The organism is Achromobacter animicus (assembly GCF_902859585.1).
Taxonomy (GTDB): Bacteria; Pseudomonadota; Gammaproteobacteria; order Burkholderiales; family Burkholderiaceae_B; genus Achromobacter; species Achromobacter animicus.
On the sequence record NZ_CADIJM010000018.1, the window covers coordinates 17,359 to 32,706 of the forward strand.

14 protein-coding genes are annotated in these 15,348 nt (G+C 65.5%); 11 read left to right on the forward strand and 3 right to left on the reverse strand.

What is annotated here, in order from left to right; translation table 11 throughout:
* Positions 1-7: 7 nt before the first annotated feature.
* Positions 8-1,201: an acetylornithine transaminase gene (locus HV681_RS24945; protein WP_056327713.1), complete on the reverse strand. Its 1,194-nt coding sequence runs from the start codon at positions 1,199-1,201 to the stop codon at positions 8-10.
* A 228-nt stretch (positions 1,202-1,429) separates the two neighbouring features.
* Between HV681_RS24945 and HV681_RS24950 the strand changes: the two genes are divergently transcribed.
* From HV681_RS24950 to HV681_RS24980, 7 genes are all read left to right on the forward strand, one after another.
* A complete protein-coding gene (locus tag HV681_RS24950) occupies positions 1,430-2,395 on the forward strand; it encodes a Bug family tripartite tricarboxylate transporter substrate binding protein (RefSeq protein WP_175125806.1) in 966 nt (321 codons plus the stop codon).
* 522 nt (positions 2,396-2,917) lie between these two features.
* Positions 2,918-3,700 carry a transporter substrate-binding domain-containing protein gene (locus tag HV681_RS24955; RefSeq protein ID WP_105236847.1) on the forward strand — a complete coding sequence of 261 codons (783 nt, stop codon included), beginning with the start codon at positions 2,918-2,920 and terminating at the stop codon, positions 3,698-3,700.
* A gap of 17 nt (positions 3,701-3,717) precedes the next feature.
* Positions 3,718-4,386, forward strand: a complete 669-nt coding sequence (locus tag HV681_RS24960; RefSeq protein WP_175125808.1) for an amino acid ABC transporter permease — start codon at positions 3,718-3,720, stop codon at positions 4,384-4,386.
* Positions 4,383-5,039 (forward strand): amino acid ABC transporter permease, encoded by a 657-nt coding sequence (locus HV681_RS24965; RefSeq protein ID WP_175125810.1) that lies wholly within the window; start codon positions 4,383-4,385, stop codon positions 5,037-5,039. Before HV681_RS24960 ends, HV681_RS24965 begins: the two co-directional genes overlap by 4 nt.
* The gene (locus tag HV681_RS24970) at positions 5,020-5,763 is read left to right on the forward strand and encodes an amino acid ABC transporter ATP-binding protein (protein WP_175125811.1); all 744 of its coding nucleotides are present in this window, start codon (positions 5,020-5,022) and stop codon (positions 5,761-5,763) included. The genes HV681_RS24965 and HV681_RS24970 overlap by 20 nt, the downstream gene beginning before the upstream one ends.
* A gap of 135 nt (positions 5,764-5,898) precedes the next feature.
* A complete protein-coding gene (locus HV681_RS24975) occupies positions 5,899-6,081 on the forward strand; it encodes a CsbD family protein (protein ID WP_056565837.1) in 183 nt (60 codons plus the stop codon).
* 59 nt (positions 6,082-6,140) lie between these two features.
* A complete protein-coding gene (locus HV681_RS24980; protein WP_056565839.1) occupies positions 6,141-6,269 on the forward strand; it encodes an entericidin A/B family lipoprotein in 129 nt (42 codons plus the stop codon).
* Positions 6,270-6,326: 57 nt separating this feature from the next.
* Here the strand turns inward: HV681_RS24980 and HV681_RS24985 are convergent, their stop codons facing one another.
* On the reverse strand, positions 6,327-7,466 hold the full coding sequence (locus tag HV681_RS24985) for a DSD1 family PLP-dependent enzyme (protein ID WP_175125812.1): 1,140 nt from the start codon (positions 7,464-7,466) through the stop codon (positions 6,327-6,329).
* A gap of 265 nt (positions 7,467-7,731) precedes the next feature.
* On the opposite strand from HV681_RS24985, the gene HV681_RS24990 reads away from it, so the two are divergent.
* The 4 genes from HV681_RS24990 (at position 7,732) to gluQRS (ending at position 12,605) form a co-directional block, all read left to right on the forward strand.
* A complete protein-coding gene (locus HV681_RS24990; protein ID WP_175125813.1) occupies positions 7,732-8,691 on the forward strand; it encodes a TAXI family TRAP transporter solute-binding subunit in 960 nt (319 codons plus the stop codon).
* Between the two features lie 237 nt (positions 8,692-8,928).
* Entirely contained in the window at positions 8,929-10,953 is a 2,025-nt protein-coding gene (locus HV681_RS24995; RefSeq protein WP_175125814.1) for a TRAP transporter permease, read from the forward strand.
* A 238-nt stretch (positions 10,954-11,191) separates the two neighbouring features.
* Complete coding sequence (locus HV681_RS25000) at positions 11,192-11,650, forward strand: Smg family protein (protein ID WP_056565848.1); 459 nt, start codon at positions 11,192-11,194, stop codon at positions 11,648-11,650.
* Between the two features lie 76 nt (positions 11,651-11,726).
* Positions 11,727-12,605, forward strand: a complete 879-nt coding sequence (gene gluQRS, locus HV681_RS25005; protein ID WP_175125815.1) for a tRNA glutamyl-Q(34) synthetase GluQRS — start codon at positions 11,727-11,729, stop codon at positions 12,603-12,605.
* A gap of 93 nt (positions 12,606-12,698) precedes the next feature.
* On the opposite strand, the gene HV681_RS25010 is transcribed toward gluQRS, so the two are convergent.
* Positions 12,699-15,323 carry a GDYXXLXY domain-containing protein gene (locus HV681_RS25010; RefSeq protein WP_175125817.1) on the reverse strand — a complete coding sequence of 875 codons (2,625 nt, stop codon included), beginning with the start codon at positions 15,321-15,323 and terminating at the stop codon, positions 12,699-12,701.
* Positions 15,324-15,348 lie beyond the last annotated feature (25 nt).

Consider the following 15,348-nt stretch of genomic DNA (forward strand, 5'->3'; position numbering starts at 1 on the left):
AACCTCATCAAGCCTTACGCACCTGCGCAATCAGCGCATCCAGTTGCTTCAGCATCGAATCAACTTCCTCAGCCGTCACATTCAGCGCGGGCATGAAGCGCAGCAAATTCGGACGCGGCGCATTCAGCAGCAGACCTTCCGGCGCCTGATTACGCGCAGCCTCGACAATCGCCGGACCATCATCACGATCCATGACCAGCGCGCGCAGCAGGCCCATGCCGCGTTCGCCCTTCATGCCGTACTTGGCCGAGATGGCCAGCAGGCCTTCGGACAGTTGCTTGGCGCGGGCGTTGACCGCGTCCATGAAGCCCGGCGCGACCAGCGCGTCGAAGACGGCGACGCCGACGGCGGTGGTCAGGGGGTTGCCGTTGTAGGTGCCGCCTTGGTCGCCGTGCTGGAACACGCTGACTTCCTGACGGGCCAGCAGGGCGGCCAGCGGCACGCCGCCGCCGATGCCCTTGGCCAGCGTCATGATGTCGGGGACGACGTCAAAGTGCTGGTAGGCGAACATCTTGCCGGTGCGGCCCATGCCGGTTTGCACTTCGTCGACGATCAGCAGCAGTTGGTTTTCGTCGGCCAGCTTGCGCAGGCCTTGCATGAATTCCTTGGTGGCGGGCAGCACGCCGCCTTCGCCTTGGACGGGTTCCAGCATGATGGCGACGGTCTTGTCGTCGATCAGCTTGCGCACGGATTCCAGGTCGTTCAGTTCGGCCTTGGGGAAGCCTTCGACCTGCGGGGCGAACATCTTGTCCCAGCCCGGCTTGCCCGAGGCGGACATGGTGGCCAGGGTGCGGCCGTGGAAGCCGTGGTTCATGGTGATGATCTTGTAGGCGCCGTTCTTCTTGACCTGGCCCCACTTGCGCGCCAGCTTGATGGCGCCTTCGTTGGCTTCGCCGCCGCTGTTGGCGAAGAAGACACGGTCGAAGTCGGACGCGCCGGTCAGGCGCTGGGCCAGCTCGATCGAGGGGATGTTGTAGAACGCCGGCGACGGGTTCATCAGCTTTTGCGACTGTTCGACCAGCGCGCGCTGCATTTCGGGCGCGGAGTGGCCCAGGGTGTTCACCGCCCAGCCCTGCACGAAGTCCAGATATCGCTTGCCCGCGTGATCCTCCAGCCAGGATCCCTTGCCGCTGACGAACACGAGGTCCGGGCGGGAGGTGATCTCCATGAGGGTGTTGACGTTGAACTGGCTGAATTCCATGGCGGTTCCTGCGGGATGTAAGGACAGGGGATGAAGGGAATTTCGGGGAACTTCCCCGGGGGAAGCGCGAAAAGGCAAATGTAGCACCGACGGGGGGATGCTATCGTGACGCTACCCCTCCGATCTGCCCCGGGCCGGCCTCACAAGGGCTGCCAGCGCGGGCGCTCTATTTTATGCAGGCGATGCGCCCCTCGCGCGCCGTCCGCCGTCGCTTTTTACTGACCAATCATGAAACGTATTCTTTCCAGTCTTGCCGCCGGCCTGGCGTTGGCCGCCGCCATGACGCCCGCCCATGCGGAATTTCCCGACCGTCCCATCCGCCTGATCGTGCCGTTCCCGCCGGGGCAGGCGACCGACATCTTTGCCCGTGCGCTGGCTGAAAAGCTGGGCGCGGCGGTCAAGCAGCCGATCGTGGTGGAGAACCGCGCGGGCGCGGGCAGCAATATCGGCATGGAGCAGGCCACGCGCGCAGCGCCGGACGGCTACACGCTGGTGATCGCGGGCAGCGCGGCGGCGGTGAACCAGACGCTGTACAAGACCATCAATTACAGCCTGACGAAGGACTTTGCGCCGGTGTCGGGTGTGTTCTCGGTGCCGCTGATGTTCCTGGCGACGCCGGCGTCGGGGATTACGTCGCTGCAGCAACTGGTGACGCAGGCGCGTGCGAATCCGGGCGAGCTGGCGTATGCCAGCGCCGGAATTGGCGGCACGCAGCATTTGTCGGCCGAGATGTTCAAGGCGGCGGCGGATATTGATATTCGCCATATTCCGTACAAGGGCAGCGGTCCGGCGCAGGCGGATTTTCTGGGGCATCAGGTGCCGCTGATGGTGGACTCGGTAACGGCGGGTTTGCCGCACGTGCAGAGCAAGAAGGCGGTAGCGCTGGCGGTGACGACGGCCAAGCGGTTGCCGCAGTTGCCTAACGTGCCGACGGTGGCCGAGTCGGGTTATCCGGGGTTTGAGGCGATCGGCTGGGCGGCGGTGTTGGCGCCGAAGGGGACGCCTGCGGAGATAACCAATGCGCTTAGCAAGCAGATCGGGCAGGTGTTGAATACGCCGGAGATGCAGAAGTTCTTCCGGGATCGCGGTGCGGAACCGATGCCGCTGACGCCTGAGGCGACCGGGACGTTTATCGCCTCGGAAGTGGAGAAGTGGGGCAAGGCGGTCAAGCAGTCGGGCGCACAGGTGGATTGAGCGCGGGTTGCGATTGATGTTGTTGGAAGCCGTCCCTGGATAGGGGCGGCTTTTTTTGTTGGGGGGTATTGGGACGCTTGGCGGGGGTTGGACACCGCGGTTCTTGTGTGGGTGGGCGGCATCTTGCCAGGTGTCAGACACCCGTGTGGGGGCAGCTTGAGCCTGCCGATTTGCTTATGGGGTGTCAGACACCTTCCTGCTAAGCAGACACCTTCCTGCTGAGACACTCCGCTTGGCAGGTGTCTGACACCCAGTGAGACGGCCTTGAGTCTGCCGCCGCGCTTGCCGGGTGTCAGACACCGGTTTTCGAATAGCCCCACGTGGCCGGCGCGATCCAAACCAGTGCCGCCGCGCCCGCCGACGGCGCATCAGGCGCACCAGAACGGGGCAAAACACGCACCGACCCCGCCGCTTCCCCGCGCAGCTGGCATGGCACAGAACTTGCATCTCCTCGCTTTGTATACCGACTTGGTGTGCAACGCATTGACCCGGCCGGGCAGTGCGGGCCCTGGAGAGTTCCTCATGAAACGCAGATCCCTGTTGCTGTCCCTTTGCGCCGCCGCCACCCTGCTGGCCGCCCCTGTGTCGCACGCCGACGCGCTGGACGATATCGTCAAGGCGGGCGTCATCAAGATCGCCGTGCCGCAGGACTTTCCGCCGTTCGGGTCGGTGGGCTCGGACATGAAGCCGCTGGGCTATGACATCGACACGGCACAGCTCATCGCCAAGCAACTGGGCGTGAAGCTGGAACTGGTGCCGGTCACTAGCGCCAACCGCGTGCCTTACCTTCAGACGAAGAAGGTGGATCTGGTGATCTCCAGCATGGGCAAGAATGCCGAGCGCGAGAAGGCCATCGATTTTTCTGAAGCGTACGCGCCGTTTTTCAACGGCGTGTTCGGCCCGGCGGACCTGAAGGTCTCGTCCGCCGCGGATCTGGCCGGCAAGACCATCGGCGTGACGCGCGGCGCGGTGGAAGACATCGAGCTGACCAAGATTGCGCCCGAGTCCGCCACGGTCAAACGTTATGAGGACAACAACGGCACGATCACGGCCTTCCTGTCGGGCCAGGTGCCGATGATCGCGACGGGCAACGTGGTGGCCGCGGCGATCCTGGCGCGCAATCCGCCCAAGAAGCCCGAAACGAAATTCCTGATCAAGAACTCGCCTTGCTACATCGGCCTGAACAAGGACGAACCGAAGCTGCGCGCCCGCGTGAACGACATTCTGGCGGCCGCCAAGCAGGATGGCTCGCTGTCGGCGATTTCGCAGAAATGGCTGGGCGCCGCATTGCCCAAGGATCTGTAGCCTGAGCGGCGGCCGTCATGGCTTACGAGTACGACTTCGCCTCGGTGTTCGAGTACACGCCGGTGCTGCTCAAGGGCATCGGCGTGACGATCGAACTGATTGCGTTCGGCGCGGTGGCGGGCGTGGCGATCGGCATCGCGTGCGCGTGGGTGCGCACGCAGGGGCCGGCGTGGCTGCGCGCGCCGGTCACCGCGTATGTCGAGCTGATCCGGAACACGCCGTTTCTGATCCAGCTGTTTTTTGTGTTCTTTGGCCTGCCGTCGCTGGGCATCCAGCTTGGGGAGATGCAGGCGGCGTGCCTGGCGATGGCGTTGAACCTGGGCGCCTACAGCACCGAGATCATCCGCGCCGGCATCGACGCCACACCGCGCGGACAGTATGAGGCGGGCGCGAGCCTTGCGCTGTCGCGGCTGCAGGTGTTCCGGCACATCGTGCTGATGCCCGCGCTGATGCGGATCTGGCCGGCGCTGTCGTCGCAGATCGTGATCGTGATGCTGGGATCGGCGGTGTGCTCGCAGATCGCGGCGGAGGACCTGACGTTTGCCGCGAACTTCATCCAGTCGCGCAATTTCCGGGCGTTCGAGGTGTATCTCGTGACGACCGGCATCTATCTGGCGCTGGCGGTGCTGCTGCGGCAGATCCTGCGCATGACCGGGCGGCGGCTGTTCCGCAAGGCGGCACGATGATCGAATTTTCCACCTGGGACATCGTGCGCAACCTGCTGCTGGCGGCGCGCTGGACGATCATCCTGTCTCTTGCAGCCTTTGCGGGCGGGGCGCTGATGGGCGTGCTGGCGCTGATGATGCGCACTTCGCGCGTGGCCGCGATGCGGCGCATCAGTTGGGCGTACATCGAACTATTCCAGGGTACGCCGCTGCTGATGCAGCTGTTCCTGGCGTTCTTCGGCCTGTCGCTGATCGGCGTGGAGGTGCCGCCGTGGCTGGCCGCGGGCGCGGCGCTGACGTTGTGGGCGGGCGCGTTTCTGGCCGAGATCTGGCGTGGCTGCGTGGAGGCCATACCGAAGGGACAGTGGGAAGCGTCGGCCAGCCTGGCGCTGGGCTACGTACAGCAGATGCGGTATGTGGTGCTGCCGCAGGCGTTGCGCATTGCAGTGGCGCCGACCGTGGGCTTTGCGGTGCAGATCGTCAAGAGCACGGCGCTGACGTCCATCATCGGTTTCACGGAACTGTCGAAGGCGGCCACGGTGATCACCAACGCCACCTTCAGTCCCTTCACCGTCTATGCCTGCGCGGCGCTGATCTATTTCGCGCTGTGCTGGCCCCTGTCGCGCCTCAGCCTCCGGCTGGAAAGGAAGTTGCATGCCCCTCATCGCCCTTGAAGACGTCCGCAAGCGGTTTGGCGACAACGAAGTGCTGAAAGGCGTGACGCTGCGCGTCGATCCTGGCGAGGTGATTGCCATCATCGGCAAGAGCGGCTCGGGCAAGAGCACGCTGCTGCGCTGCATCAACGGGTTGGAGCAGATCGACGGCGGCGCGATCATGGTGGCCGATGCGCAATTGGGCGACGATGAGCTGCGGCTGCGTGCGCTGCGGCTGAAGGTGGGCATGATCTTTCAGCAGTTCAACCTGTTTCCGCACCTGACCGTGGGGCGCAACGTGATGTTGTCGCCCATGGTGGCCAAGCGTGTGCCCGAGCGCGAGGCCGAGGACATGGCGCGCGCCATGCTGACCCGGGTGGGACTGGCGCACAAGTTCGACGCGTGGCCCGACGAATTATCGGGCGGACAGCAGCAGCGGGTGGCGATTGCGCGCGCGCTGGCGATGCAGCCGCTGGCGCTCCTGTGCGACGAGATCACGTCGGCGCTGGATCCGGAGCTGGTCAACGAAGTGCTGGCGGTGGTGCGGGAATTGGCCGCCGACGGGATGACGCTGTTGATGGTGACGCATGAGATGCGTTTTGCGCGGGAGGTCTGCGACCGGGTGGTGTTCATGCACCAGGGCCGGGTCCACGAGATCGGACCGCCGGACGAGCTCTTTACCGCGCCGGCCACGCCAGAGCTGCGGCAATTTTTAGGGATGACAGATCTGGCGGCCGACCGGTAAAAATGCACCACCTGACCCGGTGCATGCGCCTCTATCGCGGGTTGGGCGCGGTTCCTATATTGGGGTTGTCCGCAGCCGATTTGTAGTTTTTCTCCGGCGCGGTTTCACGCAACCTGAGCGATAAGGAGCGATGACATGGATAAGGACCGCATCAAGGGCGCCGTCAAGGAAGTGAAGGGCGCCGTGAAGGAAACGGCCGGCAAGGTGACCGGCAGCACCAAGACCGAGGCAGAAGGGAAAATCGAGAAAACCGAGGGCAAAGTGCAGCGCAATGTGGGCGAGGCCAAGGATCAGGCACGGGACTTGCTGGACAAGTAATCGCGGCTGCCAATTGGCATGACCCGCAACGTCCAACGAAACGCCCGAAGGAGAAGAAAATGACCCACCGTATTTGGCTTGCGATGCTGCTTGCGATCTCCGCCGTGACCGCCGGCTGCAACACGATGGAAGGTGCCGGTAAGGACATCGAACGTGGCGGGGAGAAGATCCAGAACCAGGCCAAGTAGGGGCTGGCTGCCTGCATCGAAGGGTCGGCGCGTTGACGGCGCGCCGGCCTTTTTTCGTTAGCGCGAAAACCCGCGCGCCGCGATTTCCCAGATATCTTCCACCACGCCATCGCGCACGACCACCAGCCCGTCATGCAGGTTGAACGTGGGATCGACATGCGACGGCACCAGTCGCAGCACCGCGCCCAGATCAGGCGCCTGCGCCCCCGGCTCCACGCGGACCACGCCGTGTTCGTCGTTGATGGCGGTGTAGGTCAACCCCGGTTCGCCGAAGATGGCGGGCGGGCCGCATTCGGCGGTGGTGGACTTCAGACCCGCATCGAGGATCACCCGGTCGGGCGCCGGCTTGCTCATGACGGTGGCCAGCACGAACAGGCTGTTTTCAAACGCTAGCGGGCCGTCCCATTCGTTCGCGCCGTAATCCCCATCCATGAAGGCATAGGAACCGGCCTGCAATTCGGTGTAGACGCCGCTGGCCGCATCGAATTCGGCGCTGCCCGTGCCGCCGCCCGTGATGATGTCGCAGGCGATGCCGCTCTCACGCAGCAACTGCGCGTAAGACGCCGCGATGCGCGCCGCCTGGCGGCAGACCTCGGCGCGTTCCTCGCGCGTGCGGTAATGCTGCACCGACCCGTGATAAGCCTGCAAACCGGCGAAGTTCACGCCCGGCAGGTCGCGCGCCTGCTGCGCCAGCGCCAGCACGAGGGCGTCGTCCGACACGCCGCACCGGCCCTGGCCGACGTCCACTTCCACCAGCACGTCAATCTGCGCGCCGGCCTGCACCATGGCTTGCGACACCAGCGCCAGGTTGTGCGCGTTGTCCACGCACACGCTGACCTTCGCCACGCGTGCCAACTGCCCCAGCAACGCCAGCTTGGCGGGGCCGACGACTTCGTTGCTGATGTGGATGTCCTGGATGCCGGCAGCCACAAAGGGCAGGGCCTCGCTGACCTTTTGGCAGCAGATGCCGCGCGCGCCCAGTTCAAGCTGGCGCAGGGCGATCTGCGGACACTTGTGCGCCTTGGCGTGCGGCCGCAGCGCCACGTCGTGGCGGTCGGCCCAGGCCTGCATCGCGCGCAGGTTGGCCTCGAAGGGCGTCAGGTCCAGCACCAGGCTGGGCGTATCGACGCGGGCCAAGGGATCGCCCGGTTGCGCGGGCGGGGGCAGCGCAATGCCGCGTATGACTTCCTGGGACATCCTGTTGACTCCGTAGTCTGACTGCATGAGAGGTAACACGCGCATAACCAAAGCGGGACCACCCATAACCAAACGGGCGATGCACCCCCAGGTAAACGATAGCCCCGTAACCATTGGCTACCAGTGGGCGGCATGACAGAATTTCATCATGAAAACGGCCCCCAAGGGGAGGCCCATTTCCGGCGTGGCAATGCTGCCGCGCCGGCGATGACAAGACGACCCACGTCACCCGACAGACCTGTCAACAAGTACCGGAGAAGCTCGCATGAAACTCAAGCACTGGATCACCGCCCTGACCGTCGCGGTCGCCGCCGTCGGCGCCACCAGTTCGGCACAAGCCCAGCAGTTTTTCCGCATCGGCACGGGCGGCACGGCGGGCACGTACTACCCGATCGGCGGCATCATCGGCAACGCCGTGTCGCAACCGGGCAAGCTGATCGCCACGGCGGTCGCCTCCAACGGGTCGGTCGCCAACATCAACGGCATCATGGGTGGCTCGTTTGAAGCCGGCTTCACGCAGTCGGACGTGGCGTTCTGGGCCTATAGCGGCACGGGCACGTTCGAAGGCAAGCCCAAGGCGCAGGACCTGCGCCTGATCTCCACGCTGTATCCGGAAAGCATCCACCTGGTGACGCGCAAGGGTTCGGGCATCAAGGGCGTGGCCGACCTGAAAGGCAAGCGCGTGTCGATGGACGAGCCGGGCTCCGGCACGCTGGTCGACGTGCGCCTGATCCTGGGCGCGTACGGCATGACCGACAAGGACGTGAAGGCCGAATACCTGAAACCCAATCAGGCGGGCGACAAGCTCAAGGACGGCGGCCTGGACGCGTTCTTCTTCGTGGGCGGCGCGCCTGCCGGCGCCATCGCCGAACTGGCCTCCACGGGCAACATCGAACTGGTGTCGCTGGTGGGTCCGGAAATCGATGCGCTGCGCGCCAAGCAGGAGTTCTTCACGCCGGATGTCATCACCGCCAACACGTACCAGAACATTCCCGAGGTCAAGACGATTTCGGTGAACGCGCAGATGGTGACGTCGGCCAAGATCCCTGAGCAGACCGTGTATGAAGTGACCAAAGCGCTGTACAGCGACGCCACGCGCAAGACGCTGGACGCCGGCCACGCCAAGGGCAAGCTGATCACGCGCGAGAACGCGACCAAGGGCGCGGGCATTCCGTTCCATCCCGGTGCCGAGAAGTTCTACAAAGAGATTGGCCTGCTGAAGTAATAGGCCCCCCCGAGCGCCTGCGGCGCTTCCCCCAGGGGCGCCGGTGGCGGACCGGCAGAGCCGGATCCGCGCGGCCCCGCTTGGGCGGATCGGGTTCTTTAAGCGGATAGCTTGCCTTTGAAGGGGTGGGCGAACTGTCGTAGTGCGTTATGTCGGCGGCGATCACTTTCGCGCCGCATCTGAGCAGGGCCGCCGTTGTGCGGCCCTGCTTGTTGAATCATCTTGAGAATCACCGCGATGGAAATCGATCACGAGAAAACCCAGAAGCTGGCGGAAAAGTACGATTCGGAAATCCGCTTCCGGCCGCTGGACAAGACTGCCACGTGGATCGTCTCGGGCCTGCTGGTCAGCCTCTCGATCTTTCACTACTACACCGCCGGCTTCGGCCTGCTGCGCGAAGCGACGCACCGCGGCGTGCACCTGGCCTTCGTGCTGAGCCTGATCTTCCTGGTCTTCGGCTTTTCCAAGTCGCATTACCAGCGCGAACCCAAGTCGACCTGGTATGCGCCGGGCGGCATTCCGCTGTACGACTGGATCATCGCGATCGCGCTGGCCCTGTCGGTGCTGTACATCCCGTACATCTTCGAGGACCTGGCGTTCCGCGTGGGCAATCCGCTGCCGCAGGACGTGCTGATGGGCTCGATTCTGCTGATCGGCCTTCTGGAAGCCACGCGGCGCGCCATGGGATGGCCGCTGCCGATCATCGCGCTGGTGTTCATGGCGTACGCGATGTTCGGGCCGTACTTCCCCGGACTGCTCAAGCACGCGGGCAATACGTGGTCGCAGGTCGTCAACCATATGTATCTGACCAGCCAGGGCGTGTACGGCGTGGCGGTGGGCGTCGTGGCGACCTACGTGTTCCACTTCGTGCTGTTTGGCGTGCTGGCCACCCGCATCGGGCTGGGCCAGTTGTTCCTGGACGTGGCCTCGACCGTGGCGGGGCGTTACGCGGGCGGGCCGGCCAAGGTGTCGGTGTTCGGCTCGGCGATGTTCGGCATGATTTCGGGGTCTTCGGTGGCCAACGCCGTGACGGTGGGGTCGCTGACCATTCCGGCGATGATCCGCGTGGGTTATCCGCGGCACTTCGCGGCGGGCGTGGAAGCCGCCAGCAGCACGGGCGGGCAGATCACGCCGCCCATCATGGGCGCGGCCGCGTTCCTGATGATCGAGTTCCTGGGCATTCCGTACCAGCAGATCGCCATTGCGGGCATTTTTCCGGCGTTCCTGTACTTCTTCGGCATGTTCATGCAGGTGCACTTCGAGGCCAAGCGTGAAGGCCTGCGCGGGCTGACCGCCGAGGAAATGCCCAAGCTCAAGCAGTCGTTCAAGATGCGCTGGCCCACGCTGATCCCGCTGGCGATGCTGATCGGCATGCTGGCCAGCGGCCGCACGCCGTATCTGGCGGCCTTCGCGGGCATCACGGGCTGCATCGTGGTGGGCATCCTCAATCCGTACACGCGGCTGCGGTTGCGCGACCTGTACGAAGCCTTTGAAACCGGCGCGAAGTACGCGCTGGCGGTCGGCGCAGCGGCCGGCACGGTGGGCATTGTGATCGGCGTGGTGACGCTCACGGGTGTGGGCTTCAAGATCTCGTACATCGTGATCGCCGCCTCGCAGGCGCTGGCGGCAGGCGCGGCGATCTTCCTGCCCGAGGCATTGACGGACATGCAGTCGCTGACGCTGATCGCGGCGCTGGTGATGACCGGCATTGTCTGCATCCTGATGGGCTGCGGCGTGCCCACGACCGCCAACTACCTCATCATGGTGGCCGTCGCGGCGCCGACGCTGGTGCAGTTGGGCGTGCAGCCCATTGCGGCGCACTTCTTCGTGTTTTATTTCGGCATCCTGGCGGACATCACGCCCCCGGTGGCGCTGGCCGCGTACGCGGCGGCGGGCATGGCGGGCAGCGATCCCTTCAAGACCGGGAACACGGCGTTCCGGCTGGGCATCACCAAGCTGATCGTGCCGTTTGTCTTTGTGTTCTCACCGTCGCTGCTGATTTCGGTGCAGGGCTTCACCTGGTACGAGTTCTTCGTGACCCTGCTTGGCTGCATGGTCGGCCTGGTGTTGCTGTCGGCGGCCTTGTCGCGTTTCATGCTGGTTGGCATGAAGAGCTGGGAGCGGTGGCTGTGCACGATTGGCGCGCTGCTGACCATCATTCCGGGCCTGGCCAGCGGCATCATCGGGTTGGTGATCTGCATCCCTGTTTTCATCCGCCAGCTGGCGGGCCTGAAACTGGAGAACGCGCCCAAGGTGGCGTAACGCAGGACGCGGCAAACAAAAAAGGGGCGGACCCACGCGGGATCGCCCCTTTTTGCTGAATCAGCCATTTTGTCAGCATTTGGGTGCAAAATGGGCGTCCTTGCGTGCAAGGTGACGTAGTACAACATCCGCCTTTTCCCCGGTTGCCCGGCAAAATAAATCGGCGTAAAGTAAAATTCATGTTTGCTGGTCTGCCGATATGCGGGCCGACTGTGCAAACAGGCACAAACTGCGCCATATGTTCGATATCCTGGTCTATCTGTTCGAGAATTACTACACGCCTCAGGCCTGTCCTGCTGCCGATGTGCTCGCCAAGCGGCTCGCCGCTGCCGGTTTCGAGCACGAGGACATTGACGACGCGCTCGGTTGGCTGTATGGCCTTGCCGAGACCACCGAACGGTGCGTTGACCTGGCCCAGGCGCCCACGTCCGGCACCCGGATCTACACCGATAACGAATACCAACAGCTCGGCACCGAGTCCATCGGCTTCATCGCCTTCCTGGAATCGGCCGGCGTGCTGCCCGCGCCCCTGCGCGAGATCGTCATCGACCGGGGCCTGGCCTCGCCGGAAACGCCCGTGCCGCTCTCCAAGATCAAGATCATTGCCCTCATGGTTCTCTGGAGCCAGGAAGCCGAGATCGACAATCTGGTCCTCGAAGAGCTGCTCGACGAAGAAGGCGGGCGCCTGCTGCATTGAGCACGCGTTCCCGCGCCACACTTTCCAACCCCTCAGCCCGCGCACTTGTGCGGGCTGAAGTCTTGTCCACGTCCCCTTGAATTACGTTGGCCGCTTCGCACCCAGCCCCAGCGGACCGCTGCATGCGGGCTCGCTGGCGACCGCGCTGGCAAGCTGGCTGGACGCGCGCGCGCAACGTGGGCGCTGGCTGCTGCGCATCGAGGACGTGGACACGCCGCGCACGGTGCCGGGTGCCGCGGACGTCATCATGGGGCAGTTGCGAGCGCTGGGTCTTGTTTGGGACGGCGACATCGTCTGGCAGTCTCAACGTAGCGAGGCCTACCAGGCCGCGTTCGATGCGCTTGCCGCGCAGGGCCTGATCTATGGCTGCGGCTGCACGCGGCGCGAAATTGCGGATTCTGCGCTGCGCGGCCAGACCGCGCCGGGCGCCGATGGCGAAAGACCGTATCCCGGCACCTGCCGTCACGGCCTGCCGGCGGGACGCGAGGCCCGCGCTTGGCGGTTGCGCGTGCCTGAAGGGCTGGAGCGCTTCGAGGATCGCTGGCTCGGCGCGCAGGAGCAAGACGTGGCGCAGGCAGTCGGGGATTTTGCGCTGCGGCGGGCCGACGGGCTGTGGGCGTATCAATTAGCCGTGGTGGTGGACGATGCCGCGCAGGGTGTGACTGACGTGGTGCGAGGCGCCGATCTGCTCAGCTCCACGGCGCGTCAGCGTGTGCTGGGGCGCCTGTTGGGATTGCCGCCACTGCGCTACCTGCACGTGCCGTTGATTCTGGACCCGGCCAGCGGTTTGAAATTGTCGAAGCAGAATGGCGCACCGGCGATCGACACCAGCGCACCGCTGCCGGCCCTGCAAGCCGCGTGGGCGGCATTGGGATTTACGCCGCTGCCCGCCGCGGATGTCGCGACCTTCCTGCAGGACGCCACCGCGCGCTGGGCCGAGCGGTTTCCCGGCTGACCGGCGGCTCTGCGCGACTGATTGCATCCGCGCGAATCCGGGTCAAACCGATGCCCACCCGGAAGCGCCCGGCACGCTTAACGCTGCATCCGTTCACAACGGCTGCAGATCCGCCCCCAGCATCCGCACCAGCAACGCTTCGCCGTCGTCAGCCACGCGCAGCTCGCCAAAACGCGCGACTTCATACCGCGCCGCTTCGCCTTCCGGGAAGAACCACGCGTTGGTCACGATGCGCACGCCATTGCCGCGCACGCGATAGCGCAGCGGCACTTCGGTTTCGGCGTGCGGGTGAACATCAGGCTGGATGCGCACGGGCTGCGCCACGCCGCGCGCGTCCGGTGTCAGCATCACGTAGCCGTCGGGCTCGTACCCCATGACGCCGTCCACGTCGGTGCGGTCGCCGCCCAGCCGCAAGCGCGTCACTTCGCGCCCGGCCGCGAAATTCAGCGCCATGTAGTCGCCCTGCATGAGCGAACGCGGATCGACCGGGGCCAGCTCAAGAATGACCACCTTGCCCGAGGCCAACAGCTTCTCGCGCTCCCAGATGCCAAAGTTGGCCGCCGCAAGCACCAGCGCCAGACCGCCCAGGATGGCCGCCGTGCGCCAGCGCAGGGCTGGGGACACCGGCGGCATCGGGCGCAGCTGCGCGGGCGTCTGCGTGCGCATCAGGCGCGGCACCAGCCACACTGCGGCCCGCAGCACGAACAGCAGGACCGCCGCGCCGCTAAGCCACAGCGCCTTTTGCAGCAGCGGCAGCTCCAACTGGTAGTAATAGACGCCCAGGTAAGCCAGCAAGCTGGCCGCGCCAAAGATCATGACGCGCGACTGGTTCAGGCCGAAGCCCAGCAGCAGCCACGTCAGGGCGAATCCGACGCCCGGGCTGGGCAGCCAGAACAGCGCCAGCAGCAGCAGACCGATCGGCACGCCCCATGTGACGCCCCCCGTCAGCAGGCGGCGGCGCGGCCACAGGACGGCCAGCGCGGCGGCCACGGGCAGCAGCGCGCCCGCGACGATCAGCACAGCGGTTCGCGGCGCCAACTGCCAGATGGCGGGCAATTCAATGACGGAGATGCCGCTCGCCAGCCAGACCATGCCTTGCACAGACAGCAGGAAGGCCCACGCCAGCGGCTGCAGCGCATGGCCGCGCCGCGCGCCCACGCGGTGGCTGACGGTAAGGATGACGGCGGTGGCCCACGCGCCGATCACGCCGATGGGCAACCAGAGGAAGGTGGCACGGGTCGCGTCGAAGCGGATCCACGCGTCCATCAGGTCTTCCTGCATGAGGTCGGGCGACAGGCCGCGCCAGATCAGCGCCGCGCTGGCCAAGGCGATCAGAAGACCGCTGAGGAACCGCAGGATCACGTCGGGCCCCAGCGCATAGACCGCGGCCGCCATCAGCAGCACGAAGAAGCTGGCGCTGGCGAACGAGGTCGAATCGGACAGCCCGAAAATGATGAGGATCTGCCCCGTGAAGGCCATGGCCGTGCCGCATTGCCGCCAGAATGGACCGGCGTCGCTGCGCAGCACCGCCACGCCCGCGGCGCACAGCACCAGCCCGGCGACCAGCGCGCCGCCTTCGGTGGTGATCAGATTGGAAAACGCGACGAACAGCAGCAGGAGCAGAGTGGCCAGCCAGGCGGACAAGCCCAGCAGGCACTGCACGTACCAGGGGGGCTCGGCGCGCGGCACGGCGGCGGGGGCAAGCTGCGCGACGGGCGCGCTGGAGTCGGCGGGGTCCACGGCATTGCCTGCCGACGCGCCGGCTGGTTCGGCGTCAGCGGCGGGTATGGGGACCGGCGCTTCGTTGCTGAGGCCACGCAGCCAGCGGGCGGCCACGACGGCCTCGGCCATGAGCAGTGCGGCCAGCGGCAGCGCCGCCCACACGCCGGGCTCCAGCCGCCACAGCCATTCGCCCACCACACGCAGCGACACGCAGATGACGCCGGCAGCCAGCATGGCCAGGATGACGAGATCGCGCCGGCCGCGCTGATAGTAAAGACCCAGGCCCAGCGTGGCGGCGACCCACGCAATGCCGTTGTAGGTGCCCAGGCCGCCGACGATGGAATCGCCGAACATCAGGGCCAGGACCAGCACGCTGATCGCGATGGCGGCCAGGATGCGCGGTCCGAAGACCGTGCTGGCGCGCCAGCGGCGCGCGGCCATTTCCCAGCCAAACAGCATCAGCAGGTTCAGGGCGGCCATGACGAGGCTGGGCAGGCCCGGGCCGCCGAAGATCATCAGCCAGGTGAAGACGCGTTCGCCCAGCCACAGCGCGGCCGCAAGATTGAGCACCAGCGCCCACAGCAGCCACACCGCCTGGCTGCCCGCGGCAAGCGCCCACGGCAGCAGCAGCACTGCCCACCAGGCGAACAATTCCCAGGTATCGGCACCCGTCTGATATGTTTGACCCAATAGCGCGAGCAGGGCGCCGAGCAGAATGCCGGCGAGCGCCAGCAGCGCGCCAGGTATGCTGCGTCGCACCCCGGGCCGGGCGCGCAAGCGCAATCCGGACCACGCGGCGGCCAGCGCGCACACGGCAAGAAGACCCTGCACACCGGCAAAGCGCTGCATTTTTGTCATGTCCTGCCAATTGGCGGCAACCCAGCAGACGGCGGCGCTGCCTAGCAGCAAAACCCCTAGCCACAAGGTGCTTCGCGACAAAAATTGACGCCAAGCGTGCAGTTCGGATCCCGCTTGTCTTTCAGTGCCGACTTGCATCTGGCGAATCTCCGATCTTATTATC